Below are 26,831 nucleotides of genomic sequence, written 5' to 3'. Positions count from 1 at the left end.
ATAAACCCTCGGCATTTTCAAAAAAATGCGGGATTACGTTGATCTGTACCTCACATTACCGATTACGAACGAATTGGATCATAACCATAACAAGAAACACTCCTGACCTTCAATCAAGTGAGCGACAATAATGGACGCCCAACTATGATTGTAGCACAGTACAGAGATACACCGGCATTATGAAATTTTGGTGCAGGAATGCAGAGAGAGGGCAGGAACTCCGTTTTGCTTCCTGCCCATGCCCAGCTCATGGATGCCGATGGTTGCGTTCACTCCAGAAGCATGACCTCATCGTATTTCATCATGATGCTTCCTTCCTTGTACTCCCCCACTTTTGGCAGATTCACCAGACCCTTTATGTTTTGGAGAAGCGCACGAACGCTGTTCACTCCGCTTTCGTGCGCATGCGGATACCCGCCGCCAAAACGGGGATTGATCTCCGACACAACGTACTGATCTCCCACCAAAAAACAATCGATGTCAATGGGCCCACGCGGCTCTAGGACACGAATGAGTTCCTTCGCTAGTGATAGCAAACGCGGATCTTTTACCGCGAGGGAGCGATCCGTCTCCCCTGCCCGCATTCGCAGCTTTTTGCGGGTGAAAAGTGTCACCAGCTCTCCCGAGATCAGATCCACATAGCCATCCACTCCGTACTCCTCTGCCTGTAAGAACGGTTGAATGACGACATCCTCCGTTTTTTCCATGAGCACGGACCATTCTTGATCATTCTCCACACGTGTGATGCCCAAACTGGCACTTCCATACCGCGGCTTGACGATCAATGGATACGTAATCTGCCTTGCCAAAAGTGCTGCTTGTACCTCGTCCATTTTTGTAAAGGTGGGAATAGTGGGAATCTGGTGCGCGGACAAAAAATCATGCATTGCCATCTTATCCAAGCACATCTCGATTACATCCCGGCTGGACACGATCACCTCGATGCCCTGCATGTAGAAACGATCTGCATGCGCAGCTAACAGTGTCAGCTCAGGGTCAATTAAGGAGAGGATTGCCTTAATCTCGTACCGTTGGCAAATTTGCAGCAGGGCATCGAGATAACCAGGATCATCGATACGCGGCACCTGCTCGTGATGATGGGCAGCGTACAGGGCCGGGGCCGTCGGGTCGCAGTCGACTGCTATGATTTTGCCAGTGTCACCCCATTCGCATACAAAATAGTGGAGCAGCTTGACTCGCCTGCCTACACTGGTCACAAGTACGTTCATTCAGTTCATTACCCCCTGCTTGTCAACGTGAAAACGATAAACCGATTCGGGAATGAATTGTTGGAGAGTCTCTTTTCCCCTCACAATGACCGCTTCATTTCCGTCGATGGCGAGAACCGGCGGCCTCTCCCGAATAAATGGTGGATTAAAGACGAGCGTATACGCCCCTACGTGTCCGAAGACAAAATAATCCCCGATATCAGGCAGAGGCCCGGTGAAGCCTTGAAGCAAATAATCTTTTTCCATGCACGTATACCCGACGACATGATAGCTCGCTTCTGGAACTGACTTGCGGTTGCATACAAGTCGGGCTGGCAAGAGATGCGCGTGCATCGTCGGCTTGACATTGTGAATGCTTCCATCTACGAGAACAAATCGCTCTCCTCTGTTCTCCTTGACATCTACAACTTGGCAAACGAAATCAAGAGTATCTGCCACGAGTGAAATTCCTGGCTCTAGAATCAGCAACGGAGCATGATCCAGCTCTGCCAGCTCCTCTTTCACGACAGACGTAATCGCTTCGGCGTACTCCTCAAAGGTAGGAGCAGCCGTCATCCCGAACGAGGTCGGAAGCTCGCCATAGAATCCGCCTCCAATATCGATAAAAGCAAGCCGCTCGCCCAAATGCTGCTTTCCTAAACGGCATAGATGGCGCGTAATTTGGCGATACACACCGACACTGCGATTGGTGGAAAAGTGTCCATGCAACCCGACCACATGCACATTCGAGGCGACAGCCAACTGGCTCAGGGCTTTTTCCAAATTGCCGTTTTCGACGCAAAAACCAAATCGGCTGACCTCGTACCCATTTTGCAGAGGACTCACTCCACCCCTGGCCAAATCCACATTAATTCGTAGACCAATCCGAAACGTCTGCTCGGGATACTGCTTGGCGTAGGCCACCACCCACGGTATTTCCGAAAAAGAATCCAGATTGATCAGGCTCCCCTGCTCCAAGGCAAGGTGAATGTCCTCTTCCGTTTTGAGCGGGCCGTTAAAAATGATGGACGCAGGATCTACGCCGAGTTTTCGTGCCAATTCGTACTCCAGTCGAGAGACGACTTCTGCATGCGCTCCTAACTGATGCAGCTTTTGGCATAAAAACGGCAAGTAATTGGTCTTATACGAATACGCCACGACCACATGCTCATAGCGTCGAGTAAAAGCCCGTTGGAAACGACGATAGTTCTCGGAGAGCTTCACTGTGTCCAGTACGTAAAAGGAAGACGAGCAGAGACTACGCCATTTTTCTATCTGCTCATAACTATACATGGCGCACCCCCTGTTCCTGATTCAAGAGGCAGTTCGTGATAACACCGATGACTCGCTCCTGCTGTTCAGCGGTCAAGCTGGAACCGGACGGCAAGCAAACACCTTGGACAAAAAGACGATCTGATACACTCTCTTCAGGCTGGTGCGAATAGTATTGGCACTGCGCGAACAACGGTTGCAGATGCATCGGCTTCCACACGGGACGGGCTTCGATATTTTCTTTGCCCAGTGCATCGATCAGTTGTGCAGCAGAGATTGTCGCGTCCGCTGGATTCAGTGTCATCACGGTCAGCCATCTTGTGGATCGCCCTGTCGCCGGCTCTGGCATGAACGAAATACCAGGTAATTGTCCGAGAGCTTGTTCATAACGCTTGTAAATCCCTCTCCTTGCCTCGATTCGCTCCTCCAAAACGCGCAGCTGCCCCCGGCCAATTGCCGCCAGTACGTTGCTCAACCGATAGTTGTAGCCCATCTCTTCATGCTGGTAATGCCTGGCTGGCTCCTTCGCCTGCGTCGACCAGAAGCGTGCCTTTTCGATCGCCTCAACGTCATCGGAGACGAGCATTCCACCACCTGATGTCGTCATGATTTTATTGCCATTAAACGAAAAGGTCCCAACATGCCCAAAGACACCGCTCATTCTCCCTTTGTATACAGCCCCTAACGATTCTGCTGCATCCTCCACCACGCACACCCCATACTGCTCACAAAGCGCAATCAACGGTCCCATATCTGCGCTCTGCCCATATAAATTGACGATGACGACCGCCTTGGGCAACTTGTCCGCTACTGCCGCTTCCCGCAGGGCCAGCTCTAATGCCAGCGGAGACATATTCCAAGACCCTTCCTCAGAATCAATGAATACTGGAGTCGCTCCCTGGTACAGAATCGGATTGGCACTGGCGACAAAGGTGAGGCTGGAGCAGAACACCGTATCACCCGGAGCGACGCCTGCTAGCCTCAGCCCGAGATGGATAGCAGACGTACCAGAGGACACAGCCAGTGCAGCTTTTACGCCCACATATTGGGCAATCTCTCGCTCAAAAGCATCGACGTGTTCCCCCAACGGTGCGATCCAATTGGAGGCAAAGGCGTCTGCCACCAAGTCGCGCTCATCCTCCCCCATATGTGGCGGTGATAAAAAGATCCGCTGCTTCGCGCTCATTTCGACGTCCCCCCATTGCGATAGGCAGGAAAAAAATCTTGCTCGCCAGCCTGATCGACTTGTAGTTTTTGGCACAAAGCCAAATACACTTCCTCATCGTGAACTTTCTTGCCCATCCAGTAAGGAAAATGATTGCCATTTGCAAACGAGGACTTGAAACGGAACAAACCATCTCCATCCAGATTTCCTCCTCCGAGGAGAAGCAGCTGTGCTCCATCCAGCTTTGCCTGCTGAATCATGGCGTCGAAGAGGAGGTGGTTGACGCCAAGCGCCATGTCTTCCGTATGTGATGCCCCTAGTTGATAATGGGCAAATTGATTTCCACTGTGCAAAAGCACTCCCGCCACCGGCCGATCCTCATGGATGGCAAGTAGAAGCCGCGGCTTGCACAACACTGTTTTTTTCATGAGTCCCACAAAAAATTCCTGTGCATAATAGTAGATCGCCGCGGCTTGATTGCGATCCATCGTCTCCCGGTGCAGCTGAATAAAAGAATGCAACCAATCGGTTCCGCCCAATGTAATCCGGACGTCGTTTGCTGCTGCCTTCCTCATATTCCGTCCAACATTTTGCGTATAGTGGGCACGAATGTAGGCAAGTGTAGGGCGCAAATCGACCGCCGTTACCATCCTCACCAGATCCAGGCGCATCTGACCCGCGAATAGCTCTGCATTCCCCAGCAACGGATGAAAGCGAACCGTTTCCGTCAGATAGTTTTTGTACCGACAATAGACGTGGAATTGCTCCTGGAATAATCGAGCAGCCGTCTGTCCCCCCACGACGAATGGCCCTCCGTATCCTATCGAAACCAAATCGGCATAGCCGGGAATCCACTCATCTAGACGTCTGACCAAATACGGGTAGAAAACCTCGTTCTCCCCACTCTTGAAAAAAACAGCTTCTGGCGTGCCCTGCTCCATTTTGGCGTAAAGCTGTACGTATTCTTTCGTGTAGGACACGTCTAAATTTAAAAACCGTCGCAAATATTCGGTCCAATCATCCTGTTCCGAGAGTACGATCAGGCTCACATGCTTCCCTCCCAGCGCGCTCTGTGTTTTCACTCCCTCTGAAGTCTTCTACCGTGACGCTGCCCTGCTGATTTATGCCTGTCGATTGAAAAACGCGCTTGATCGTCAGACCGATAATCCGCATATCCAGAAAAAAGCTGCCATTTTCTACATACCAGACGTCCAGCTCGAACTTTTGCTCCCAGTCAATCGCATTTCTCCCATTGACCTGCGCCCAGCCTGTAATCCCCGGCTTTACGTCATGTCGCTTCAACTGCCGCGGCGTGTACAGCGGCAGGTACTCCATCAGTAGTGGTCTCGGTCCTACGAGGCTCATTTCACCACGAAGCACATTCCATAATTGCGGCAGTTCATCCAGGCTATACTTGCGCAAAAGTGTTCCGAATGATCCCAGTCGCTGCTCGTCAGAGAGAAGCTCTCCACTCTCATCGCGTTTATTGGTCATCGTGCGAAATTTATAGATGAAAAATGGTTTTCCGTGCAAACCTGGTCGCTCTTGTACAAACAAAACCGGAGACCCCAGCTTCCAGCGAATGAGCAGACTCACTAGCAAAATCAGTGGGGACAGAATGACGAGCATCAGGAAGGAAACGCAACGATCAAACAAGGACTTCATGCCGCACCTCCTGTTGATTCCACTTCGCTGCCGCTTCCTCCATGCTGAGGCTCTGCATGCCGTACCTCTCGCGTAACATGGTGTAATGCTGGAGTATTTCCTCCAAAAAGGACAGATTCTCTTCGATGTGATCCCCAAAATTCTCCGGATGCCACCACAGATGATACAAGCGATTGCGCTCCGCCGTATGAGTCAGGTCGCATTTGATTCTATTCATGCGCCATTTCTCCAACCGCTGTAATCGGGGAGAATAAGGACGCAAAAACCGACTGGATGGAACATCGACCATTCCCTCTGGACTACGCTGCAATGATTCATAGTTGTTATGACCGGAGAGATTCACATACGCATCCATCAGTCGCATGGCTCGTTTGAACAATGTCTCTTCGGCAGCCCCTTTTGTGTGATACATCCAAGACTGCTCGTTGCCGCGATAGGAACGGAACCCCTTTTTCTTGCACAAAGATAAATAGGCAGACTTCACCTGATTTCGCGGAAAAACGATGCTGGAAGGTGAGTATCCTTTTTTGCGAGTCACTCTATGAAAAGAATCAAGATCGGCAGCAAAAGCTTCGGGAGTCTGTCCCGGCTCTAGACAATAATAGTGGGAAAGAGTGTGGCTTCCGATGAATTGATGCGGGTAAGAGGATATCAGCTTGATTAAGGAAGGAGCAAAATGATACGGATCGACCTGCTCATGCTCTCCGATCGCATCTGTGTACAAATAGGGATAGGGTGACAGCTTTTCATCGGAATACGCCGGGAGATGCCGTGGAACGACGCCTGCTAGCTCCTTACGCGACTCGCAAAACAAAAAACCGACAGTAGCCCAAGTGACATGCATTTCATACTTGGCAAACAGCTCCAAAAGTGCGGGGATCACGTGACGAACGCCTAACAAATTTTGCTCATATGACTGAATGGTTCTCTTGTCTCGGACGCCCCAGTAAAGTTCAAAGTCTAGGGAAATGACGAATGCTCCCGTCTTGTCCAATCTTCTCCGCTGCCTCCTTTCTCCTGCCCTCTTTCTTCTCGTAGCTGACCAGTCAGTTGGGCAAACAAGGCCGCCTGCTTCGCAAGGACCGTTCGCTCATCGAAGTGCTCAAGCGCGATGCAGCGGCTGTTCTGCCCGAATGCTTCTCTGAGTCTGGAATCGATTACGAGCTTTTTTAAGGCTGCATACAAGGGACATACCTGTTTCGGTTCTACTAAAAATCCGTTGACACCGTCCCTGACTTCTTCCCGACATCCACGGATATTCGTGGCGACGATCGGTTTTGCCATCGCCATCGCCTCAATGATGGAACGAGGCAGCCCTTCGCGATGAGAGGGAAGAACAAATATATCGCTCGCGGCCATCAGCTCCGGGATGTCTGTGCGGAATCCAGCCAAAATGATTTGCGGATGCTGTCGGCAAAGCCCCACGAAGTTCTGGCCTCGCTGATCGCGTTCACTGGAAGACACGTCCCCCACCAACAAGAGGCGCAGGCGCGGAAATTCACCCGCCAGCTTGCGAAAGGCTTCCAACAGCTCAAAAATTCCTTTCTCCGAAACCATGCGTCCTACATAGGTGATCACCACATGCTCATCCCGCAGCCCCAGTGAGGACTTGATAGTCTGGACCTTTTCTCTCGTTACGTGTCGCGGGTGAAAGCGTTCTGTGAGATCAACGCCGTTGCCAATGTGCAGAATCCGCTCCGTCTGGGAGGAGAAGCTATCCTTCACGCTCAACTCGTAATCCTCTCGACTCTGAAGCAAAAGATAGTCAGTCATATGCCGGGCAAACCATTTTTCCAGCGTGTAGTACATCTGATACGTACTTTTGCTCATGCCCTCATGAAAGAAGTAGCCATGCGCTGTGTAAATGACATGCGGAACTCCTGCCAGCCTTGCTGCCACGCGACCGAGAACAGCGGCAATCGGCGTATGGACATGCACGACATCATACTTCTCCCTTTTCATCAGCCGATACAATGCCCCAATTGTCACCAAATTGGAAATCGGGTCGATCTTTCGCTTAATCGGAATTCTTCTGAGCGTCAATCCCTTTGCTGTTAGGACATCAAAGCGCCCCGTATCTGAACACGCGGTATGCACCTCGTAGCCTTCACCCATCAGCTTTTCAATCAAAGGAAACAATAAGCTTTCTACAGAGCGGTCAATTGCGCATACTTGCAAGATTTTTTTCAAGCAGATCACCGCCATTTTTGGTCTGACGCGTATTGATTTCGGCTGTAACGAAATACAGCGCGAGCATGATCCAGAAAAACGTTTCGCGAATTCCGTTATGAGTGAGTCCGTACAAAATTTGGAAGACAAGTGGATACCAAGCAACCAATCGATGCCCACGGGCCGCCCCATAAATCACGAGAATGAACAACACCGTGCCCATTACGCCGTAGGAGAAGAACAGATTGGCTAAGGTAGAATGGAGTTCCAACGAAATGCTGCTGTTAAATCGCTCGTACATCCCTTCCCCTGCTCCGAACAAAATGTACTCCGGATGGTTGGCAATCCGGTCATAGCCCCGCGCTGCCAAATTGTCATCCGAATCTTCCCCTAGTGATACCATTCGTTCTTCGATTTGTGTGTAAATAGATGCATCGCTCAGCACGTTTTCGTTGGTGTACAAATAGATGAAGAAGACAGTGAAGGACGAGACGAGCACACAAAGCAGATTCAACCAAAACAAGCCCGTTCGTTCTTTAATGGAGAGGAGCAAAAAAACGAGGTACATCCCTACGGCACTAATGATCGCTGCTTTCGACAACGACGCTGCAATAATGCTGAACGCCGTACCGATCGCAATAAAGAGAGGAATGGTCTTCACAGATACGAAGCGAGCACACAGCAAGCATATCCCCATGCACAGAAGTCCAAAATAGCCGAGCTGGTTCGGATTGTTGAAGAACAACGATTGCCTGAACTCTCCGCTATCCGGTGACAGTCCTGTCACGAGAATGAATGCCTGAACGAGCAAGGAAGTGGACGTAGCCAGGAAGACCCATTTGACGTACTCTTGCGGGTTGCGCCTGAACAAAATAATCAGGGCAAGCATCACGGCTCCGTTGTACAAATACCACTTGGTCGAGCTGAATACATCCATTTCTCCGCCGAGTGCAATCGACCATATGCCATTTACCATCATAATGTCGTACAAAAATAGAAGAGTAAGGAAGAGAAAAAATCCGAGTCTGCGGTTCACCCGACCCAGGCGAAACAAGAAGCTGTAGGCGATCAGGATAAGCATAATAAAATCGGCGATTTGCGGATTGCCACTTGGGAAGAAGTAGAAGGGCTTAAGCACCACATATAGCAAAAGTAGGACCTTGTCCGGTGAGAGCTTCTCCTTGAACATCATTTACTTGTGCGCCAGATGGTTGGTGAATTGCAGGATTCGCCGATAATCCTCCCACGTATCAACCTCTGCCCAAAACAATCCCGGTGGTATTTGTGTGACATACACATTCCTTTCGCCCAAAAAAGAATAGAGGACATTTTCCCACCACAAATCATACTGCTTCTCCTGAATCAACCTTTGTAATCGACGCAAAAATATCGGCAGAAAGCTCTCTTGAAGCTTGGCAATTCCAACGTATTCGCCAGTTGTCTCTTCCAGCGAGAGCTCCTTTCCATGGCAGAGCAGCAGTCCGTCTTCATAGCCAAATTTATAATCTCCCTCAAAGCGACGGACTGGATCAGCAAACATGACGGGACACGCGGTCTCTTGCAACACGGCCTCCAGTACCTTCGATTCAAAGTAAACGTCGGCGTTCAATAGCAAGCAGTCGCTTCCTTGCAAAAACTCGCGGGCGAACCAGAGGGACACCATACTATTCGTCCGATCATAAAAAGGATTATGATAAAAACGAATAGATTCATCTCTGAGCAGCTCGGTAATCACCTTGGCTTGATAGCCCACCACCATCGCGATCTCATCAATTCCATGGCGCTTCAGCTCCGCTATCGTATTTTCAATGAGCGTTTGGTTTCCGATGTCCACAGTACACTTGGGAATTCCGTCAATGTGCTCGTTAATTCGTGACCCGAGACCTGCTGCCATGAGCAGTGCCTTCATCCGACTCCCCTCCTTCTTTCAGAGATGGCACGACGTATTTGATGTTCAGCTTCAGCTTGTACATCGATCTGGCCAGTCCGACGAACAGGTGGTAGAAGGTCCATAGGAGCAAAAATAGTATCTGACCGCTGATTGCCCACAGAAATGCAGTAACCAGCACACCCAACTGATAGCCCGTTTGGGTAAGAAAAAGGAAGACAAAAGCATCGATCCATTTGCTGCGCTTTCTCATAGAGACTGTTTCGTGAGAGATTTTCCCTTGACGAAAGACGAGATCGGAACCATTGGTCGCCAAAATCTCTGCAAAAATCGTGAGCAGAATCAAATAGAGCAGCCACGGACCCAACATCGCGTGATGATTCATGATGCCGTATATCACACCGAATGACACCAGGTAGAGTGCATAGTTGAGCCCGATGTCCAGCCATTCTCCTCCCTTGCTCTTCTGGTTGCGCATGCGGGCTACCTCCCCGTCGACGCAATCCGCCAAGTAGCACACCTGACAGAAGAAGCAGCCGAGCAGAAAGGATGCCGCCGTTCCGTACATAAATGCTGCAGCGCTAAGGAGTCCGGCGACTATCCCCCCGATTGTAATCGCGTTGGGGGATACTTGTGTTTTTCGGGTCAGCAATAAGCTCACGTAGATGGAGAGGCGTCGTGTGAAGTAGTACGACCAAAACTCCTCCCTTCTCCACGGCTTCTGCACCTGCACACGGCAATGGCGTGTCTCTTCACTATCCCAAAACATAGACGGATACAGCTCATCCTTCACGGTAAGCCACCTTCTTCATGACCTCGTCTCGAGATCGAGACGGAATATTTTTCGGATAAAAACGGGATATACCACGTGCGAAAACCAAAATATTTGGATGCCCAATACGAAGCACAAAGATCTCGACAGATTAGGCTGATTGAAGTAGCAATGGCGGCCCCGATAATTCCATACAGCGGAATGAGACAAGCGTTTCCGATTATGTTTAGTGCAGCTGAACAGACAAGAATATTGCGGGCCGTTTTTTGATGCCCGGTCATCGTCAATAAGGGGATAACACTGCCTGTGCAAAAATTGACAAACTGCCCCATGCACAAAATCACAAGGACGAGGCTCTCACTCGCAAACTCTTCACCAAAAAAAGTGAGCAACGGAACAGCAAATATCGCCACTAGCAGATTGAGAGGAGCAGAGGTGAAGAAAATGAGCCGATTGGCAAACGCAATCATCTTTTTCAAGCCGTCCATATCATTACGTGCGTACAGCTCAGAGAACTTGGGAGAGAGGATCGTATTGATGGAAATCAGCGCAAAGCCCGTCACCATTGCCAGACGAATGACCACACTGTATACTCCGACGGTTTTGGCATCCGTAAAAATACCCAGCATGATCATATCTGTCCACGTCATAATCAATTCCATCGACGCACTGAGATACATGGGCAGTGCGACTACAATAATTTCCCTCAACCCAACACCAGGCACTCCCTCAGTCGGCTGTACACCGATACGAAAACCTCGGCTCGTCGCATACCACTGCCCCATCCCATAGACGGCATTCAAGATAACAGCAGCTGCGAGCAGTTGAATCAAGAGCATCGTACTGGGTTCGAAAAAAGGGATGGCGATGAAAAGAAACGCCAAGTGCAGAAAACGCATACCGACGATATCCACAGTGATCGAGATGACAACCCGATGCAGTGCCCGAAACGCAGATGCATACAGCCTTGCGAGAGACACAAACGGAAGCATCCACGCGACGACTCGCAGTGCCTCTGCTGGTAGCTCCCCTGCAAACACGTAGGCGGACACCTGCTCCGAGAACACATGCAACAGTATCCCGAGCACAATCGAAATCAGCGTCGCCCACAGCACTACTTTGTTGAATACTTCGGAAATCTGATAAAGCGAGCCTTTCGCGCGAAACTCCGAGAGAAAGCGGATTATGGCTGTATCCGTCCCCAAAACGGCCAGCACCATTCCGATGTTCATCAGGGTGATCGTCAGCGAATAGATACCCAGGCTCTCGGCTCCGTACTCTCTGGCAATGTAGAACTGCAAGAGATAGAGCAGCACGAAGCCAAGGAGCCGAAACAAAAACGTGAAGGCCGAGCCGCGAATCACTTCGTGAACATCGCGATCTTTATGCAGACGGTTCCATTGTCGTTGCCAAGCTAATTTGAGGGCATGCATGCTTACAAACGCCCCGCTTTCTGCTATGCGTTGTACCCATATCCGTAGTAGCCTTCTCTCTTCCCTACCTTTTTGTTGTTGAGAACAACACCGAGCAGATTGGCTCCTGCCGCTTTTAACTGCTCTACTGCTTTGACAGCAGAATCCCGCTTCGTCTTGCTTGCATCCACCACCATGACACAGCCGTCCATTTCCCTCGCCAGCACCATTGCGTCGCTTACGATTAATGGCGGGCTGTCGACAATCACAAAATCATAGTTGTGGCGCAGATAGTCCATCAATTCCAAGAGCCGTGTCGTTCCGAGCATTTCCGCCGGATTATGCGGGATTGGCCCTGCCGTGATGATCGACAGCTCTGACACCCCTGACGGTTGAATAATATCTGCAATCTCGCACATATCCGAAAAGTAAGAACTGATTCCGTACAGATTCGGCATATCAAAGGTGAAATGTACCCGCGGATTGCGTAAGTCAAAATCAAGCAGCACCGTTTTTTTGTGATCCTTTGCCATCATCAAGGACAGGTTGGCAGCGGTGATCGTTTTTCCCTCAGAAGCCCCTGGACTGGTGACTAAAATCGTTTGCATCAGCTTGTCGCCCATGGAAAACTGAATGTTTAAGCGAAGGGTACGGTAGCCCTCTACCAGCGGAGACAGCGGCTCCCAATGGGCGATCAGCTTTTGGTAACGATCATCAGGCTTCTGCCTTCTCATACTCATTCCTCACTTCCTCCGCCTTGGGCTGGCGAAATGCCTTCCGCGTTTTTTTGTCAATTACCGCAATAGTTGCCAGTACAGGTAAGCCTAAATACTCCTCCACTTCTTTTTCCGATTGAAGTCGGGTATCCATCTGCACCAGCAAGAAGACGACGACCATAGACGTTGCCAACCCGAGGACAAAAGCAATCACCGAATTGAGGATCGGTTTTGGGCTCACTGGAATGGCCGCCGGATTGTTTCGGGCCTCTGCTAAAATATGCACGTTGTTCATGCTAAGCATTTTCACGACTTCTCCCTGAAAGGTCGTCGCGATTGTATTGGCGATGAGTACAGCTCTGCCCTGATCCGGATCTTCTACCGTAATGGAAATGACCTGTGAATCCTTGACTGGTTCCACCTTCGTTTGAAGCAGCAGATCCTCCATCGTAGCGCCGGCCCCTATCACTTCGAGCACGCGCTCCATCACCCGCGGACTTTCAATAATCACGCGATAGGTCTCAATCAATTTCAGATTGGAATCAATTTCCGCGACGGATAGCATGCTCTCTACGGTTGAATCCAGCGAGCGATTCACTAATATTTCCGTCTTAGCCTGATAAATCGGTGTCAGTAAATAGAAGCTCACGAGCGCTGTTCCGATGGTGCATAAAGAGGTAATCAAAAGGATCAGCTTCCATCGCTTCAACAACATCAGGAGTATTTCACGAAGATTAAGCTCCTCATTCATCCTGCTTCCCCCTTTGCCCCGCTATGCTGTCACTTCCTTCTTTCTGCAGTTGTACGGGAGGTTCGATTTGTTTTTGAAAAGTTGAAAGACTCTCGGTCAACCTCTCACGCTCTTGCGGACTGACGATATAGTAGTAGATTCCATTGATCATTTGACCCTTTCCTTCCAAACGAATCGTCTCGACGGAGGTAACTGCCGTGCTATAGCTTAGGGCAAGCTGTTTCATCACATCAAAGGTCATGTTCGTTTTCACGTATTTCCCCATCGTCGTAAGGACGTCATTCAATCGGGTAGGCGATGCAAGGGTTACACCTTTGTCCAGCAATGCCTTGATGATTTCCTGCTGTCTTTCGTTGCGCCCGAGGTCGCCTCTCGGATCTTCGTAGCGCATGCGAGCGTAGACCAAGGCTTGCTTCCCGTCTAGCTGGATGGGACCGATCGGAAAGGTGTAATCCGCATAAGTAAAGGCAAGCTTGTTGTTGACTTCCACTCCTCCCAGCGCATCGATCACACCCGCGAATCCTTCCATATTCGCGGTCACCACGTAATCAATGGGAAATTGAAGAAACTGCTCGACGGTGTCTACTGCCTGTTGCACGCCGCCGAATGCATAAGCGTGATTGATCTTATCTTGGCTACCTTTGTGAGCCATAGCTGTTCGCGTATCACGCGGTATGCTGATGAGCAACGCAGATTTCGTTTTCGGGTTGACGGAGAGTACGAGGATGACATCAGAGCGCCCCTTGTCATTCTCTCGTTCATCAACGCCAAGAAGCAGCAGTGTGATCGGTTCTTTAGGCAAGATAGCGGAGTTCTCCCCTTCAACCGCTGGCAATGTCGTTGCTTCTTGGGAATTCATGGGCGGTGATTGCCTCACAGATGCTGGTTCAGTCGCTACAGATATCTCGATAGATTTCTGCGTGCGGACAGGGAGGTACATTTTGCTGGCCGTTTCTTTTAACGACAGATAGACGTACACACCATAACCACTCAAACTGATGAGACAAATCAATCCTCCCCATACAAGCAGCCGCTTCCACTTTATCGTGGCGATCTTTTCCTTCCATTTGCTGACGCTCATCCGATCGCCACTTGATAAGGGACTGGCGTAGACTCTTCCTTCACGTAAGAAGTGGATTGATAGCCTGGAACGATCCCTTGCAAAATCTCAATGATGGATTGTTTGTCCTCCATCGTCGCTCCCTTGTCTGCAATTTGCTCCAACCGGGCGATCCCTGCCAAGAGCTCATTCCAGGAAAAATCGAGCGGCTTCCCTATGAAGATGCGATTATGGCAAGTAGACGACAAGCCTTCTTCCTCCGTCAAAATTTCTTCGTACAGCTTCTCTCCCGAACGAACTCCCGTGAATACAACCGGAATATCCTTCCCGGGCTCCAAGCCTGCCAAGCGAATCAGGTCGAGGGCCATATCGACAATTTTGACCGGTTTCCCCATATCGAGGATGAATATCTCCCCTCCCTGAGCGAGTGCTCCCGCCTGGATGACGAGCTGGGCAGCCTCAGGAATGGTCATAAAGAATCTCTCCATATCTGGATGTGTAATGGTAATCGGTCCACCTGCCCGGATTTGATTAAGAAAAACGGGAACGACACTTCCCCTGCTCCCCAGGACATTTCCAAAACGAACAGCTGCAAACCGGGTAAGTCCGAAATGGTTATAACCCTGGATCAGAAGCTCAGCAATCCTTTTCGTGGCACCCATCACACTGGTTGGATTCACTGCCTTGTCCGTCGAGATCAGGATGAAATGAGAGACGCTGGTTTCCAGTGCGCATTCCGCAACGTTTTTCGTACCCAGAATGTTATTCTTCAATGCCTCACACGGGTTGTTCTCCATTAACGGTACATGCTTGTGGGCTGCGGCATGAAAAACAACGGCGGGACGATACTCATGCATTATCGAAGCAATTCTTTGTCTGTCACGAATATCTGCAATCAGGCTGACCGTCTCCTGCTCAGGAAACAAACGCGAGAGCTCTAGGCTCATTTCAAAAATGCCGTTCTCTTCGTTCCCTAAGAGAAGAAGTTTCCTCGGACCAAATCTAGCTATTTGTCTGCAAAGCTCGGACCCAATCGAGCCGCCCGCTCCTGTCACAAGTACGACTTGCTGCCGCAAGTACCCCGTAATCTCTTCCAGATTGACCTGAACAGGCTCCCTTCCCAATAAATCCTCCAACGCTACATCCCGAATCATGTTCATCGTGATTTTTCCGCTGATGATGTCTGCTACGTGCGGCAAAATTTTGACACTCGCTCTCGTCGTTTTGCAAATGTCGAAAATCTCCTTAATCGTCTGCCGGGATGCGGATGGCATAGCAATCACGATGTCTGATATGGAAAGTCGTTGCACGACGCGGGCGATATCAGCCCGATTCCCTACAACCGGCAGGCCGTACACGCGCAGATTTTGTTTGCTGGGCTCATCATCGATAAAGGCCACTGGACGCAGCTCCGACAAAGGCGAGGTTTTCATCTCTCTGGCTACGAGCACACCTGCACTACCTGCCCCGATAATTAATGTGCGCCTGCGATCCTGTGTTCTTTTCTCCCGCTCTTCATACCACCACTTCCATACAAACCGAGAGCCTGTGATCCCGAGCAAAACAAAGGCCAGCGTCATGAGAAAGAGTGAGGTGGGAAATCGGATGGACCAACCAAACAGGTACGTCATCTTCAGTACCAGGTAGAGAGCCAAAACGGAAAAGCTCGTGGCTAAAATGATCGAGACCAGTTCGCGAACACTGACATAGCGGAAAACAGGTCGATAGAGTTGAGCGAAGTGCATACCTGTCACGACGAACAGTACGTGGCCAATCATCAAATCCATAGGGTGATATTCGCTTATCGCTGTGAAAGAAAAATCAAATCGAACCAGGCAGGCCAACCAGACAGCCAAGCTGATAATTCCTGCATCCGATAAGCTTAACCAGAATCTTCTCTTCCGGTAGCTCATATTCATCCGCTCCAGGTGATCGTTATTCAAACAATGGTCATCATAAACGCCACAGGCTAATTTCTGCCGGGCATGTTTCTCGATTTAGCACGCTTTTCACATCTGCGATGACACCTTGACCCTGATACAAGAGTCCGGCAAGCTCCTCCCATCCCAGGTGCAGATATCGCTCATGAGGTACGGCCAATACGATTCCGTGGGCAGGCTGCAGGTCTTCCCACTCTCGCAATTGAATGCCGTATTCCTCTCTCGTCCGCTCTGGACAAGCCAATTCATCTGTCACTTGGACCTCTACTCCGAACTCCTTTAGTTCCTGAATAATGTCGATGACCCGACTATTGCGAATGTCCGACACGTTTTCTTTAAAGGTGATGCCCATGATCGTAATTCGCGAGCCTTGAATCGCAATATTTTGCCAGATCATTTGCTTCACGAGTGAGGTCGCGACGAACTTGCCCATACCGTCATTGATCCGTCGTCCTGCCAGTATGACCTGGGGATGATAACCAACACTCTCCGCCTTGTATGTCAAATAGTACGGATCGACACCAATGCAATGACCACCGACTAGTCCTGGAGAGAATGGAAGGAAGTTCCATTTTGTTCGAGCGGCCTGGAGCACATCTACCGTAGAAATGCCCAAGCGGTCAAAAATAATCGAGAGCTCATTGATCAAGGCGATATTGATGTCGCGTTGCGTGTTCTCAATCACCTTGGCTGCCTCAGCCACCTGAATCGAGGGCGCTTTGTGAATACCCGCCTCTACAATCACCCCATACATCTCGGCAATCGTTTCACACGTCTGGCGATCTTGCCCTGAGACGACCTTGACGATCTGGGACAATCTCCGTTCCCGATCCCCCGGATTAATTCGTTCAGGTGAGTAGCCGACGAAAAAATCAATCCCCGCCAGCTTTCCAGACGCTTGTTCCAATACAGGAATACAAATTTCTTCTGTTGCCCCTGGATAAACTGTCGATTCATAGACGACGATGGTCCCTGAAGTCAGATGTTGCCCAACGCTTTCAGACGCGAGAATGAGTGCCCGCATATCGGGCCGTTTCGCAGAATCGACAGGAGTGGGCACCGTTATGATGATAAAATCACACGCTGCGAGACTCGCGGGGTCATCTGTATACGTGATGTTGGCTCGCTTTAGCTCATCTGTAGACATCTCTCCCGTTTCATCCATTCCGCTTTCCAGACTGCGTATGCGTCTATCGTCTATGTCAAAACCCACCACTGGAAGCACTTGGCCAAAAGCAATCGCGACAGGCAGTCCTACATATCCAAGACCTACTACTCCCACTTTTTTACGCATGGGCGACACCATAATAGCTGACGTACCAGTCTACAAAGCGAGATATCCCCACATCGACTGGTGTTTTCGGTCGAAAGCCTGTCGCCTCATACAGAGCTTCCACTGACGCATAGGTAGCAGGAACATCCCCCGGCTGGATGGGCAAATAGTCGCGAACAGCCTTTTTACCCAGCTTCTCTTCCAGAATCGAGAGAAACGTAAGCAAATCGATCGGCTGGTGATTCCCGATGTTGAACACCTCATGCGGCGCCTTATCCCCCTCCCTTCGGGGAATTCGATTCATCAGTCGCAGCATCCCTTCGACGATATCGTCCACATACGTAAAGTCCCTTGTCATGTTGCCGTAGTTGAAAATGCGGACAGGCTCTCCCGACAAAATCGCCTTAGTAAACGTATAGAGCGCCATATCGGGTCGGCCCCAAGGCCCATATACCGTAAAGAAGCGAAGTCCCGTCGCAGGCAAGCCGTATAAATGACTATAGGTATAGGCCATCAGTTCATTGGCTTTTTTCGTTGCTGCGTACAAGCTGACCGGCTCATCTACGGGATCGTACTCCGCAAATGGTAGCTTTGTATTGCCTCCGTAGACGGAGCTTGAGGATGCGTAGAGCAAATGCTTGACTCTCGACCGTCGGCATCCTTCCAAAATGTGCAGAAACCCGGTGATATTGGAAGTCGTATAGGCATGAGGATTTTCCAAACTGTACCTGACGCCCGCTTGAGCGGCCAAGTGAATGACAATCTCCGGCTCCATTTCTCGGAACAACTCGTCCATTTTGCTCTGATCTGCAATATCCGCTTTGAAAAAACGAAATGATGGATACGCTTGGAGGATTTCCAGTCGTTTGCTCTTCAAGACCGGGTCGTAATACTCATTGCAATTATCTACCCCCCACACCGTCTGTCCTTGTTCCAAAAGCCGTCGTGCTACATGAAAACCGATAAAACCAGCTGCGCCTGTCACCAAAATCGACATACTATCCACCTCTTTGCTTATTCATACGGAGGTTCTAGGACAAATATGCCAGTGGTTGCCCAAAGTTTATGGAACACATTTTTATGTCGTCCATGCCCTTTTTACTAAATGGTTGTCAACATTTGAGAAATGGTTGAATGAAATGAAAAGAAGACAATCTTGTCTACCCATTTTTTGGAGGAGAATGCTTTTATGTGGATTGATGTAAAAACGTACGGAGCAAAGGGGGATGGAGTGACCGACGATACCCAAGCAATCCAGGTTGCCTTGACTGCTGCTCTGAACCTGCAAATTCCATTATTTTTCCCTGCTGGCACCTATATAATTGAACCAAATAGCCTCGAGGCCGTCCTAGGAGCAGGAAAAAGCCTAGTGATGCAGGGAATCGGTCCTTTTTCCGTATTAAAAAGGAAAGCCAATTCAACTGCCGCAGATTGGCGGTGGCTGTTCTCGATTACATCCACGGGTGGTGATGCTGATTCCTTCGTGGTCACCAACTTAAAGATTGATTCCAATGCAAGAGCAAACCCGCTGCCTCCCGATCCTTACGATTACGAGCATAGCGCCGATTTCTACATTCGTGGTGCCGGTCCTAGCAGCTATATCAATTACGTAGCGCTACAACAAGTATGGTGTACGGATGGAATCGCCGACCATTTTTACTTTGCCGGGGAAACGAACTGCTATGTCCGCTCTGTGCAAGTTACCGATTTTTACAGCGACAACCGCAAGAGAACACGCTCAGATATTACAGTGACAGGTGGACTGGAACGTCTGAATGCAGCGAATGTAGCGTGTGATCGTTTTGAGGTCGAGCTCAATGAAGGGTACGACGGAGCCACACCCATGTTCGTAAACCTGAGCAATGTCTCTTGCCGTCAACAGCTCGACTTGGAGGGAGATCTGTCCTCCCCGATGGTCGTGCAAGGTAGTCACCTTGTTTCGCTCGCCAGCTTCAGTCTCACTGGCATGACAGGCTGTATCAGCTCCTCGGTTTTTTATACGGCACCTGATCAGAAAAATCGGGTGAACTTTATGAAAAACATGACCTTCAGCAACTGTCGCTGGGTATTGCATACGACAGCACAAGGAAGTACAAAGACGGTTGGTACCGGTCTGACCGTGGATTATTCGGATGTAGGTCTTGTATTTGATGGCTGTAGCTTCGAGGCCAATGATACGGCGACTTCCATCGGCGGCTACGCCTTGAGCTTGGAGCCATGGGATGTGCTCGCCGAGAGACAAGTTACCGTGAGAAACTGTTCGTTTGACCCTCGGCTGACCCAAAACATTTCGTTGAACCGCTGCGGAAATGTTTCCCTCATAAACAACCGTTATTCCGGTTCTGATCACGCCATCATGCTCTTCGGTACCGGAACGTACCCATTGGTAGTCACCGTGGATGGAGGCGACTTCAGCCAGGTTACTGGAAAAATGTTTTATCACAAGTCTTCGGATAAAATAACCCTCTCCATGAAAAACCTCCCTGTTCCTGTTTCCCTCACTAGCGGCTACAAATCCGAAAACTCTACCTTTATCCCAACTGTTTCTATCAACGAACGTGTGGTGTATGTCGCAGCAGCCCCCAGTGCCTCCGTCAAATACGGCGGTCTCAAAGGCGATACACTACGCTTGATCACTCCTGTAAACAATCAACCGTGCGAATGGATTGCGACTACGACAAATAAGACTGCCTGCACCTGGCTAGCGACCAAAACAGCCAAAAGCTAAGGGAAATGAAAAACATCCATCTTGCCCCTCGTTGTGGGATAGATGGATGTTTGTTATTAGGCAATACGCTCCAAATCCGGATTGTACCGTTTCACATAGGTATAAATTTCTTCCCCGAGCAATTGCGTTCTCACTAGCTCATCTACCTGTTCCTTCAGATGCTGGGTGAGTAGATTGGTTCCATTTTCGATGCGTCTTTTGGCAGCCTCAGGCAGCGTCAATACATGCGGTACGAGCAATTGCAGGTACCAAACGCCCTTTTCTTCCTCGGAGACATCGATCTCCAGTTCCATGTCCGAACTGTCGAAATCGTACAGCTGGTTAAAGAGCGACTCCCTTTTTTCCAGCGTCATTGCGGCAATGTCGATTTTTTCCACGCTCAAATAATACTCTTCATTGAACAAGACAATTTTGTCGTCAATCTCCTGATACTTTTTCGCCAGCGGATTCATCGTCATCGGTCCTTTCCATCTCACATCTATCCTATAGCATACTACCTTACTGAATATTTAGGCAACTCGTCCGTGTAGAAAGGGCCTTGCTCCATGCAAGACCCTCGTTTTTACAGGAGTGTCGATCCCTCCACTACGGCTTGTGCGTCCTCCTTGGAAATAAGGACCGCGCGAGCCTTACCGCCGCTTTGTCCTGCGACGTACCCATCTGCCTCCATCATTTCGATGAGACGGGCAGCACGGTTATATCCGACGCGGAAACGGCGTTGCAATCCAGATGCAGAAGCTTGTCCCTGATCAGCCACGAACACGAGTGCTTCCAGATACAACGGGTCATCTCCGCTGTCAAACGATGCAACCTGCTGATCCAAATCTTCTTTGCTGAAAATGTACGCAGGCTTTCTTTGCTTTTTGATCATGTGCGTGATTCGCTCGATCTCGTCATCCGATACGAAGTTCCCTTGCAGACGAACCGGAGTCGTGCCGCTCTCAAGGAACAGCATATCCCCTCTACCCAACAGTCGTTCTGCCCCAGATTGATCGAGAATCGTACGCGAGTCAACTTGGGAGAACACAGCAAAAGCAAGACGAGTCGGTACGTTTGCCTTGATGTTTCCGGTAATGACATCCACAGATGGGCGCTGTGTCGCCAAGAGCAAATGAATACCGCAAGCACGTGCCTTCTGAGCGATCCGGATAATGCAATCCTCCACATCTTGCGGCGAGACCATCATCAGGTCAGCCAACTCATCAATGACGATCACGATATAAGGCAGCTGATCATCTGTCGTCTGATTGTAGCGGTCAATATCGCGAACACCAGCCTCTACGAATAGCGTATAACGCTTCTCCATTTCTTCCACGGCCCACTTGAGAGAAGCCGTTGCCTGCTTGGCCTCCGTCACGACAGGCGTAACCAGATGTGGCAAATGATTGTAAGGGGCGAGCTCTACCATTTTCGGATCGATCAAGAGCAATCGCACCTGCTCAGGAGTCGCCTTGTACAGCAGACTGACGATGATAGAGTTAATGCAGACACTTTTACCCGAGCCTGTCGAGCCGGCAATCAAACCGTGCGGCATCTTTTTAATATCCGCAATAATCGGCTCTCCACCAATGTCCATACCGAGTGCGACCGCCAGAGGAGATGAATGCTCCTGAAACTTGTCTGAGCTGATGATCTTCTCGATTAATACAGGCTGACTGGACATATTCGGGACTTCGATTCCGATGGCATTACGTCCTGGAATCGGTGCCTCGATGCGAATATCTTTGGCAGCCAAATTCAACTTGATATCGTCAACCAATCCCGTAATCTTGTTCACTTTTACGCCGGGAGCCGGTTGCAACTCAAAGCGTGTCACGGATGGGCCTTTGACAATCCCTACTACCTGAGCACTGACATTGAAATTTGCGAGCGTCTCTTCCAATAACAGCTTTTGAATTTGAGTATGCTCATCGTCGTCATCACTGACCGGTGGGCTCGGATTCAGCAGTCCCAAATCCGGTAAGGCGTATGGCGGCTGTGCTGACTCTGCTCCTTGGTCAGCTTCATTGGACGAGTCTTTTACCGGAGCTGACGCAGGCTGCATCGCCATGGATGCCTGAGACAGGTTCACGGGCTGTGCAGCGGATGTAGCAGGGACAGGAACTGCTACGGATTCTGCAACAGTTTCTGCAACTGGTTCAACAATCGGTTCCATAATTGGTTCCATAATTGGTTCTACAATCGGTTGAGCAATGGATACAGGCTCAGTTGGTTCTGTTTGCTCTGGCGTAACTTCGGAAACCGAACCCACATCTGCTGAACTGAGCTCCTGTGGTGAATCTACTTCTGCTCTTTCTAGCAATCTGCTGATAGCAGATGTATAGGCAGGCTCTTCGACACCATCGCTCTCTACCTGCACAACCTCACTGAGTGTAGTGATCAGTCTATGCTCTGCTTCCTCATCGGCTAGTCGCTCTTCCATCGTTTGAGAGTAGTCTGTCGGTTCTTGTTGCCTAATAGACTCCGATTCCTTCTCTTCGAAATTCTCACTCGGCATTGATTCTGCAAGTTCTATCTCTTCAGTTTGTGCCTCTTCTACCTCATTCTCTTCAGCTACGGTCTCTTCGACTTTTGGCTCAAAAGCATCAGAGTCAGAATCAGAATCTTGCAGATCCGTAGCTTGCGATTCCGTATCCATCATTTTTCCTTCTATTTCTTCTGCTACCGTCTCTTCCATTTGGACGGAAGCAGCAACTTCTCGTTCTGAATCAAGAGCTTCTGCCACAGCAGACTCCGAAGCAGTCTCTTCTCTTTCGTTATGTACAGATTCATCTCCAACAACAACATGCTGCGGTTCATTTTGCTCAAAAGAAGCAGTCTCTTGCTCCTCTGGAAAATACCGCTCGCTTATCTCTTGTTCCCACTGCTTCATCTGCTGCAAATGCTCTTCTTGCTCCAGACGCGGATAAATGATTCCCGCAGTCGTATGGATTCGATGCTCTGCCTCGCGCGTCGCCGAGGTTATCTTCCCATAAACAGGGGAAACGATTTCAGACGGCTGGTAGGCACGCTTTTCCTCAGTAGAATAAACGGGTCTCGTTACTTTTTCCGCTTCTTTTTGTGGCGTACGGTTTGGACGTTGCGGTATCTCGACGTTGTTCTTAACAAGTTCAGGTTTCTTTTTCTCGAAAACAGGCTCTGCCTTTGTTTCCAGCACACGTTCATTTGCTTGCCGCACCGTTTCACGCTTGGGCTCGAATCGCTCACGAGGTGCCTGCTGGCGACTGCGTTCATTCGATTCGGCAGGATTTACGCTATGATTACGCTTCTTCTCCAAATAGTTATCCGGGACAACTGGAAAACGAAATTGACGCTCTCTTCTTTCACGCACATTGTCTTCTATATCTCGATTGTTTACCCGTTCTTTTGGGTATATACTTTTTGTTTTCGCCTGAGGCTGACGGGGAGCGGGATTACCTGTTGGGTTACCGGTACCTGCTGGACGACCTGCTTCTTCTATTTCTTCTTCTCTTTCTCCCTGAAAAAAGTTCATCAGCTTTTGAAGCCACGACCACATGTTGCAACGCCCTTTCTTCACTAACCATCTTTTCCCCTTCATCTTACCACGAAAATGGGGCAGAATTAGCTGGATTGTGATTTTTTTCCGTTTTTGCGAAACCTTTTCTCTATTTGTGCGTAGAAGAAGAGGGGAATAAAAAATAATATACATAGGGGAGGAACACATCATGTGGAAAAAAGGAAGCGCCCTTCTGGTAGCAGGTACAGTATTGCTGACCGGTTGTGCTGGCGAGGCATCCCTGGTGCGTGATTCTATCGTAGCGACAATTGACAAGCCAAACTATGATTTTGAAGGCTCCTTGAAGCTGACAGGCGACGTTGAGAAATTGCCTGAAGCATTCGGAGAAACGGCTGACAAAGAAGGAACGGCGTTGTTGTCCGCTTTGAAAGCAGGCGTAACAGTAAAAGGCTCCCAACTGGATCTGGACACTGTGAAGTTTGAAGTAGAAGTAAAAGACGACAAGCTCCTGCGTGACAACAAGCTCTGGACAGGCGACAAAAAAGCATCTGTGGAAACGATCGTTGACGAAGATAAAGTCTACGTGAAGTCTCCGCTGGACAGCAAATACTTGGTAATCGATTCGAGCGCATCCAATCCTTTCATGGCTGAGCTTGGCGGCTCCGATGCTGCTAACGCTGCGAAGCTGAAAGACTACCAAGACAAAATGAACGACCTTACTTTCAACTTTGTTAAAAAGTATGTAAGTAAATATGGCTATACATTGACTGACGCGAAAAACCATGGCAAACAAACCGTTACTTTGCCGAACGGTGAAAAAGTAGAAGCGACTCACGTAACTGTAAAAATCGACGCAAAAGAACTCGTGAAAATGTTCTTCTTCACAGCTAACGATGCAGTAGCTAGCAAAGAAGTAAAAGACTTTGCGATCGATATGATGGTACTGACCACTTCCATGACAGAAGATCTGTATCCAGAACTGGGCAAGAAAACTACAGAAGCTGAGAAGCGTGCAAATGCAGAAGCAATGATCAACGAGAGCATGGCTGAAGCGAAAAAATGGCTGGAAGAAACAGGTAAAGTATACACACCTGAAAAAATCGTAGAAGAAATGAAAAAAGAAGGCTTCCACAAGCTCGCTTGGAACCTCGACTTCTACATCGACAGCAACAAAATGCCTGTGAAACAAACAAGCGATCTGAGCGTAACTTTCCAAGCTCCAGAAATGAAGCAAGCTGTAACAATCGGTCTGGCTGCTGATCAATATGCATACAACTTCGGAAAAGCAACCAAGTTCAATGCCCCAGCAAAAGATGCTGGTCTGACTGTAGAACAGCTGGTGAAAGATGAAAAAGCAATCAACAGCTTTAGCGACAAAGGCTTTGTTCGTCCAATCGCTGAAAGCATGGTTGATCAACAAAAATGGATGGAAGAAATGTCTGAGGATCTGGAAGCTGAAGAAGCAGCGACCACTACGAAGTAATATTTTTCCTCACGAAGAAAGCACGGCGCCTCTCGCGTCGTGCTTTTTTCCGTATCCATAAAACTAGAGAATTTGGTGCTCTTCCAGGTATGTAAGGACAATCTGGACAGATTCTTCAATCGTCTGCTTGTCGCTCTCAATGACCAGTTCCGCTTGAAGAGGCGCTTCATACGGTGCTGAAATCCCCGTAAACTGACCAATCTCTCCGCTTCTCGCTTTTTGGTAGAGGCCCTTCACATCCCGGCGCTCACACTCATCCAATGAACATTTTACATATACCTCGATGAATTCTCCCGCCTCTACCAGATTACGTGCAAGCTCCCGGTCTTCCCGATAGGGAGAGATAAATGCCGTCAAGGTAATCACGCCTGCATCTACGAACAGCTTCGCGACCTCGCCAATTCGGCGAATATTTTCCCGTCTATCCTCTGTCCCAAACTTCAGCCCGCGGTTTAAGCCGTGACGTATATTGTCACCATCCAGTACGTAACTGGCTAGCCCTCTTTGATGCAGTTCGTGTTCGACTGCATTGGCCAACGTCGATTTGCCAGCACCAGACAGCCCCGTAAACCATAAGACACAGCTTTTGTGGCCTGCACGCTTCTGACGGTCTTGTTTGGTTACCGTCGTCGGATGCCATACGATATTCGCGGTGTCCTCTCTACTCATCGTCTCTCCCCTCTCTTACAACTGCTTTCTTCTAGCCGATTATACGGACACCGGTCGCAGCCCTTCGATCAATACCTGCGCGACCTCAGGACGGCTAAATTGAGGTGGCGGAGCCTCCCCGCGCGCCAGCATTTCCCTCACCTTTGTCCCGGACAGCGCGACATGGTGCTCACTATCATGCGGGCATGTTTTGGTAGAGGCCATGTTTTCGCAGCTCTTGCAATAAAAGCTGTTCTCGAAAAATAACGGCGTAATCCCTAGTTCCTCTGGCTGGAACTGGCGGAAAATATGCTGGGCATCGTACGTCCCGTAATAGTTGCCAACACCCGCGTGGTCCCGACCTACAATAAAATGAGTGCAGCCGTAATTCTTCCTCACCAATGCGTGAAAAATCGCTTCCCTCGGTCCCGCGTATCGCATGGCAGCCGGGAACACGGCCAACTCTACCCGGGTAGCCGGATAGTATTTTTCCAGCAATACCTGATAACTGTTCATCCGCACATCAGCAGGGATGTCATCTGCCTTCGTTTCGCCCACGAGAGGATTCAAAAAGAGACCGTCGACGATTTCGAGAGCTGATTTCTGGATGTATTCATGCGCGCGGTGGACTGGGTTGCGTGTCTGAAAGCCGACAATCGTTTTCCAGCCCTTCTCGGCAAATCTTTCTCTCGTTTGTGCCGGATCGAAGTGATAGCGGGCAAAGCGACCTTTTTCGGTGCGCTTTACCAACGTAATTGGGCCAGCCAAATAAACGGCGGGACGCTCCAGCAGCTTTTTCACCCCAGGATGATTCGTATCATCGGTACCATAGACGAGCCGAGCTTCTCGCTCCTTGTCAGGTGAATAAATATCGGTGATCGCAAGAATGCCATAGACCGAACCTTGATGGCTCAACCGTACCTTGTCTCCGATCTGCAAGGCTCCTGCAACAGTGGTCGAGACCGGAAGCGTGATCGGAATGCTCCAAACGGTACCATCTGCCAGTCGCATCTGCTCTACGACAGAAATATAATCCGCCCGATTCAAAAACCCCTCAAGCGGACTGTAGCCCCCAATCCCGATTAACTCCAGATCTGCGAGTGCAAATGCATCTATCTCTACCTCATGCGTAGTCACCGACAGGTCTGCCTGTGGATCAAAACGGTTTACTAGCTCTCCCCCGCGAGGTTTCCCTCTCATACA

Annotated in this window: 23 protein-coding genes; 2 read left to right on the top strand and 21 right to left on the bottom strand. The window is 49.6% G+C overall.

What is annotated here, in order from left to right; all coding sequences use genetic code 11:
* Nucleotides 1–269 precede the first annotated feature (269 nt).
* The 17 genes from ACFVS2_RS17435 to ACFVS2_RS17355 are packed head-to-tail and all read right to left on the bottom strand — an operon-like array spanning nucleotide 270 to nucleotide 18,288.
* Nucleotides 270–1,229 carry an ATP-grasp domain-containing protein gene (locus tag ACFVS2_RS17435; protein WP_390235990.1) on the bottom strand — a complete coding sequence of 320 codons (960 nt, stop codon included), beginning with the start codon at nucleotides 1,227–1,229 and terminating at the stop codon, nucleotides 270–272.
* Nucleotides 1,230–2,501 carry a type III PLP-dependent enzyme domain-containing protein gene (locus ACFVS2_RS17430; RefSeq protein ID WP_390235988.1) on the bottom strand — a complete coding sequence of 424 codons (1,272 nt, stop codon included), beginning with the start codon at nucleotides 2,499–2,501 and terminating at the stop codon, nucleotides 1,230–1,232.
* The gene (locus ACFVS2_RS17425; RefSeq protein WP_390235985.1) at nucleotides 2,494–3,666 is read right to left on the bottom strand and encodes a DegT/DnrJ/EryC1/StrS family aminotransferase; all 1,173 of its coding nucleotides are present in this window, start codon (nucleotides 3,664–3,666) and stop codon (nucleotides 2,494–2,496) included. The genes ACFVS2_RS17430 and ACFVS2_RS17425 overlap by 8 nt, the downstream gene beginning before the upstream one ends.
* A complete protein-coding gene (locus ACFVS2_RS17420) occupies nucleotides 3,663–4,694 on the bottom strand; it encodes a GNAT family N-acetyltransferase (protein WP_173618551.1) in 1,032 nt (343 codons plus the stop codon). Before ACFVS2_RS17420 ends, ACFVS2_RS17425 begins: the two co-directional genes overlap by 4 nt.
* Nucleotides 4,663–5,310: a sugar transferase gene (locus tag ACFVS2_RS17415; RefSeq protein WP_173618552.1), complete on the bottom strand. Its 648-nt coding sequence runs from the start codon at nucleotides 5,308–5,310 to the stop codon at nucleotides 4,663–4,665. The genes ACFVS2_RS17420 and ACFVS2_RS17415 overlap by 32 nt, the downstream gene beginning before the upstream one ends.
* Nucleotides 5,294–6,304 (bottom strand): polysaccharide deacetylase family protein, encoded by a 1,011-nt coding sequence (locus ACFVS2_RS17410; RefSeq protein ID WP_390235981.1) that lies wholly within the window; start codon nucleotides 6,302–6,304, stop codon nucleotides 5,294–5,296. Before ACFVS2_RS17410 ends, ACFVS2_RS17415 begins: the two co-directional genes overlap by 17 nt.
* Nucleotides 6,271–7,509 carry a glycosyltransferase family 4 protein gene (locus tag ACFVS2_RS17405; protein ID WP_390236231.1) on the bottom strand — a complete coding sequence of 413 codons (1,239 nt, stop codon included), beginning with the start codon at nucleotides 7,507–7,509 and terminating at the stop codon, nucleotides 6,271–6,273. The genes ACFVS2_RS17410 and ACFVS2_RS17405 overlap by 34 nt, the downstream gene beginning before the upstream one ends.
* Entirely contained in the window at nucleotides 7,469–8,671 is a 1,203-nt protein-coding gene (locus tag ACFVS2_RS17400; protein WP_173618555.1) for an O-antigen ligase family protein, read from the bottom strand. Before ACFVS2_RS17400 ends, ACFVS2_RS17405 begins: the two co-directional genes overlap by 41 nt.
* Nucleotides 8,672–9,388, bottom strand: a complete 717-nt coding sequence (locus ACFVS2_RS17395) for a phosphocholine cytidylyltransferase family protein (protein WP_390235978.1) — start codon at nucleotides 9,386–9,388, stop codon at nucleotides 8,672–8,674.
* On the bottom strand, nucleotides 9,345–10,160 hold the full coding sequence (locus tag ACFVS2_RS17390; protein ID WP_390235976.1) for a CDP-alcohol phosphatidyltransferase family protein: 816 nt from the start codon (nucleotides 10,158–10,160) through the stop codon (nucleotides 9,345–9,347). Before ACFVS2_RS17390 ends, ACFVS2_RS17395 begins: the two co-directional genes overlap by 44 nt.
* A complete protein-coding gene (locus ACFVS2_RS17385) occupies nucleotides 10,157–11,572 on the bottom strand; it encodes a flippase (RefSeq protein WP_390235973.1) in 1,416 nt (471 codons plus the stop codon). The genes ACFVS2_RS17390 and ACFVS2_RS17385 overlap by 4 nt, the downstream gene beginning before the upstream one ends.
* Before the next feature lie 23 nt (nucleotides 11,573–11,595).
* Complete coding sequence (locus ACFVS2_RS17380; RefSeq protein ID WP_173618559.1) at nucleotides 11,596–12,291, bottom strand: CpsD/CapB family tyrosine-protein kinase; 696 nt, start codon at nucleotides 12,289–12,291, stop codon at nucleotides 11,596–11,598.
* Nucleotides 12,266–13,018, bottom strand: coding sequence for a YveK family protein (locus tag ACFVS2_RS17375; protein ID WP_173618560.1), 753 nt, complete (start codon nucleotides 13,016–13,018; stop codon nucleotides 12,266–12,268). Before ACFVS2_RS17375 ends, ACFVS2_RS17380 begins: the two co-directional genes overlap by 26 nt.
* Nucleotides 13,011–14,099 carry an LCP family glycopolymer transferase gene (locus tag ACFVS2_RS17370; protein WP_390235970.1) on the bottom strand — a complete coding sequence of 363 codons (1,089 nt, stop codon included), beginning with the start codon at nucleotides 14,097–14,099 and terminating at the stop codon, nucleotides 13,011–13,013. The genes ACFVS2_RS17375 and ACFVS2_RS17370 overlap by 8 nt, the downstream gene beginning before the upstream one ends.
* Nucleotides 14,096–15,991, bottom strand: coding sequence for a polysaccharide biosynthesis protein (locus ACFVS2_RS17365; protein WP_173618562.1), 1,896 nt, complete (start codon nucleotides 15,989–15,991; stop codon nucleotides 14,096–14,098). The genes ACFVS2_RS17370 and ACFVS2_RS17365 overlap by 4 nt, the downstream gene beginning before the upstream one ends.
* Nucleotides 15,992–16,031: 40 nt before the next feature.
* Complete coding sequence (locus tag ACFVS2_RS17360; RefSeq protein ID WP_390235967.1) at nucleotides 16,032–17,312, bottom strand: nucleotide sugar dehydrogenase; 1,281 nt, start codon at nucleotides 17,310–17,312, stop codon at nucleotides 16,032–16,034.
* The gene (locus tag ACFVS2_RS17355; protein WP_173618564.1) at nucleotides 17,305–18,288 is read right to left on the bottom strand and encodes an NAD-dependent epimerase; all 984 of its coding nucleotides are present in this window, start codon (nucleotides 18,286–18,288) and stop codon (nucleotides 17,305–17,307) included. The genes ACFVS2_RS17360 and ACFVS2_RS17355 overlap by 8 nt, the downstream gene beginning before the upstream one ends.
* Before the next feature lie 192 nt (nucleotides 18,289–18,480).
* Between ACFVS2_RS17355 and ACFVS2_RS17350 the strand changes: the two genes are divergently transcribed.
* A complete protein-coding gene (locus ACFVS2_RS17350; RefSeq protein ID WP_173618565.1) occupies nucleotides 18,481–20,019 on the top strand; it encodes a glycosyl hydrolase family 28-related protein in 1,539 nt (512 codons plus the stop codon).
* A gap of 56 nt (nucleotides 20,020–20,075) precedes the next feature.
* On the opposite strand, the gene ACFVS2_RS17345 is transcribed toward ACFVS2_RS17350, so the two are convergent.
* Together ACFVS2_RS17345 and ACFVS2_RS17340 are read right to left on the bottom strand one after the other, a co-directional pair.
* Entirely contained in the window at nucleotides 20,076–20,477 is a 402-nt protein-coding gene (locus tag ACFVS2_RS17345; RefSeq protein ID WP_390235964.1) for a hypothetical protein, read from the bottom strand.
* A 104-nt stretch (nucleotides 20,478–20,581) separates the two neighbouring features.
* The gene (locus ACFVS2_RS17340) at nucleotides 20,582–23,812 is read right to left on the bottom strand and encodes a DNA translocase FtsK (RefSeq protein ID WP_452101581.1); all 3,231 of its coding nucleotides are present in this window, start codon (nucleotides 23,810–23,812) and stop codon (nucleotides 20,582–20,584) included.
* Between ACFVS2_RS17340 and ACFVS2_RS17335 the strand changes: the two genes are divergently transcribed.
* On the top strand, nucleotides 23,706–24,980 hold the full coding sequence (locus ACFVS2_RS17335) for a hypothetical protein (protein ID WP_390235962.1): 1,275 nt from the start codon (nucleotides 23,706–23,708) through the stop codon (nucleotides 24,978–24,980). The two genes, ACFVS2_RS17340 and ACFVS2_RS17335, sit on opposite strands and share 107 nt — an antisense overlap.
* Before the next feature lie 63 nt (nucleotides 24,981–25,043).
* Here ACFVS2_RS17335 and cysC read toward each other — a convergent pair whose 3' ends face one another.
* Together cysC and sat are read right to left on the bottom strand one after the other, a co-directional pair.
* Nucleotides 25,044–25,649, bottom strand: coding sequence for an adenylyl-sulfate kinase (gene cysC, locus ACFVS2_RS17330; protein WP_390235960.1), 606 nt, complete (start codon nucleotides 25,647–25,649; stop codon nucleotides 25,044–25,046).
* 39 nt (nucleotides 25,650–25,688) lie between these two features.
* On the bottom strand, nucleotides 25,689–26,828 hold the full coding sequence (gene sat / locus ACFVS2_RS17325) for a sulfate adenylyltransferase (RefSeq protein ID WP_390235958.1): 1,140 nt from the start codon (nucleotides 26,826–26,828) through the stop codon (nucleotides 25,689–25,691).
* Nucleotides 26,829–26,831 lie beyond the last annotated feature (3 nt).

Origin of the sequence: Brevibacillus sp. NPDC058079 (genome assembly GCF_042885155.1) — a bacterium.
Taxonomy (GTDB): domain Bacteria; phylum Bacillota; class Bacilli; order Brevibacillales; family Brevibacillaceae; genus Brevibacillus.
This window is presented reverse-complemented; position numbering and strand designations above follow the sequence as displayed.

What these genes read in the sequence shown, in the direction of transcription:
- ACFVS2_RS17435 (WP_390235990.1), bottom strand. Translation starts at nt 1,229, where the DNA reads ATGAACGTACTTGTGACCAGTGTAGGCAGGCGAGTCAAGCTGCTCCAC.
- ACFVS2_RS17430 (WP_390235988.1), bottom strand. Translation starts at nt 2,501, where the DNA reads ATGTATAGTTATGAGCAGATAGAAAAATGGCGTAGTCTCTGCTCGTCT.
- ACFVS2_RS17425 (WP_390235985.1), bottom strand. Translation starts at nt 3,666, where the DNA reads ATGAGCGCGAAGCAGCGGATCTTTTTATCACCGCCACATATGGGGGAG.
- ACFVS2_RS17415 (WP_173618552.1), bottom strand. Translation starts at nt 5,310, where the DNA reads ATGAAGTCCTTGTTTGATCGTTGCGTTTCCTTCCTGATGCTCGTCATT.
- ACFVS2_RS17400 (WP_173618555.1), bottom strand. Translation starts at nt 8,671, where the DNA reads ATGATGTTCAAGGAGAAGCTCTCACCGGACAAGGTCCTACTTTTGCTA.
- ACFVS2_RS17395 (WP_390235978.1), bottom strand. Translation starts at nt 9,388, where the DNA reads ATGAAGGCACTGCTCATGGCAGCAGGTCTCGGGTCACGAATTAACGAG.
- ACFVS2_RS17385 (WP_390235973.1), bottom strand. Translation starts at nt 11,572, where the DNA reads ATGCATGCCCTCAAATTAGCTTGGCAACGACAATGGAACCGTCTGCAT.
- ACFVS2_RS17380 (WP_173618559.1), bottom strand. Translation starts at nt 12,291, where the DNA reads ATGAGTATGAGAAGGCAGAAGCCTGATGATCGTTACCAAAAGCTGATC.
- ACFVS2_RS17375 (WP_173618560.1), bottom strand. Translation starts at nt 13,018, where the DNA reads ATGAATGAGGAGCTTAATCTTCGTGAAATACTCCTGATGTTGTTGAAG.
- ACFVS2_RS17370 (WP_390235970.1), bottom strand. Translation starts at nt 14,099, where the DNA reads ATGAGCGTCAGCAAATGGAAGGAAAAGATCGCCACGATAAAGTGGAAG.
- ACFVS2_RS17365 (WP_173618562.1), bottom strand. Translation starts at nt 15,991, where the DNA reads ATGAGCTACCGGAAGAGAAGATTCTGGTTAAGCTTATCGGATGCAGGA.
- ACFVS2_RS17360 (WP_390235967.1), bottom strand. Translation starts at nt 17,312, where the DNA reads ATGCGTAAAAAAGTGGGAGTAGTAGGTCTTGGATATGTAGGACTGCCT.
- ACFVS2_RS17355 (WP_173618564.1), bottom strand. Translation starts at nt 18,288, where the DNA reads ATGTCGATTTTGGTGACAGGCGCAGCTGGTTTTATCGGTTTTCATGTA.
- ACFVS2_RS17350 (WP_173618565.1), top strand. Translation starts at nt 18,481, where the DNA reads ATGTGGATTGATGTAAAAACGTACGGAGCAAAGGGGGATGGAGTGACC.
- ACFVS2_RS17345 (WP_390235964.1), bottom strand. Translation starts at nt 20,477, where the DNA reads ATGACGATGAATCCGCTGGCGAAAAAGTATCAGGAGATTGACGACAAA.
- ACFVS2_RS17335 (WP_390235962.1), top strand. Translation starts at nt 23,706, where the DNA reads ATGTGGAAAAAAGGAAGCGCCCTTCTGGTAGCAGGTACAGTATTGCTG.
- cysC (WP_390235960.1), bottom strand. Translation starts at nt 25,649, where the DNA reads ATGAGTAGAGAGGACACCGCGAATATCGTATGGCATCCGACGACGGTA.
- sat (WP_390235958.1), bottom strand. Translation starts at nt 26,828, where the DNA reads ATGAGAGGGAAACCTCGCGGGGGAGAGCTAGTAAACCGTTTTGATCCA.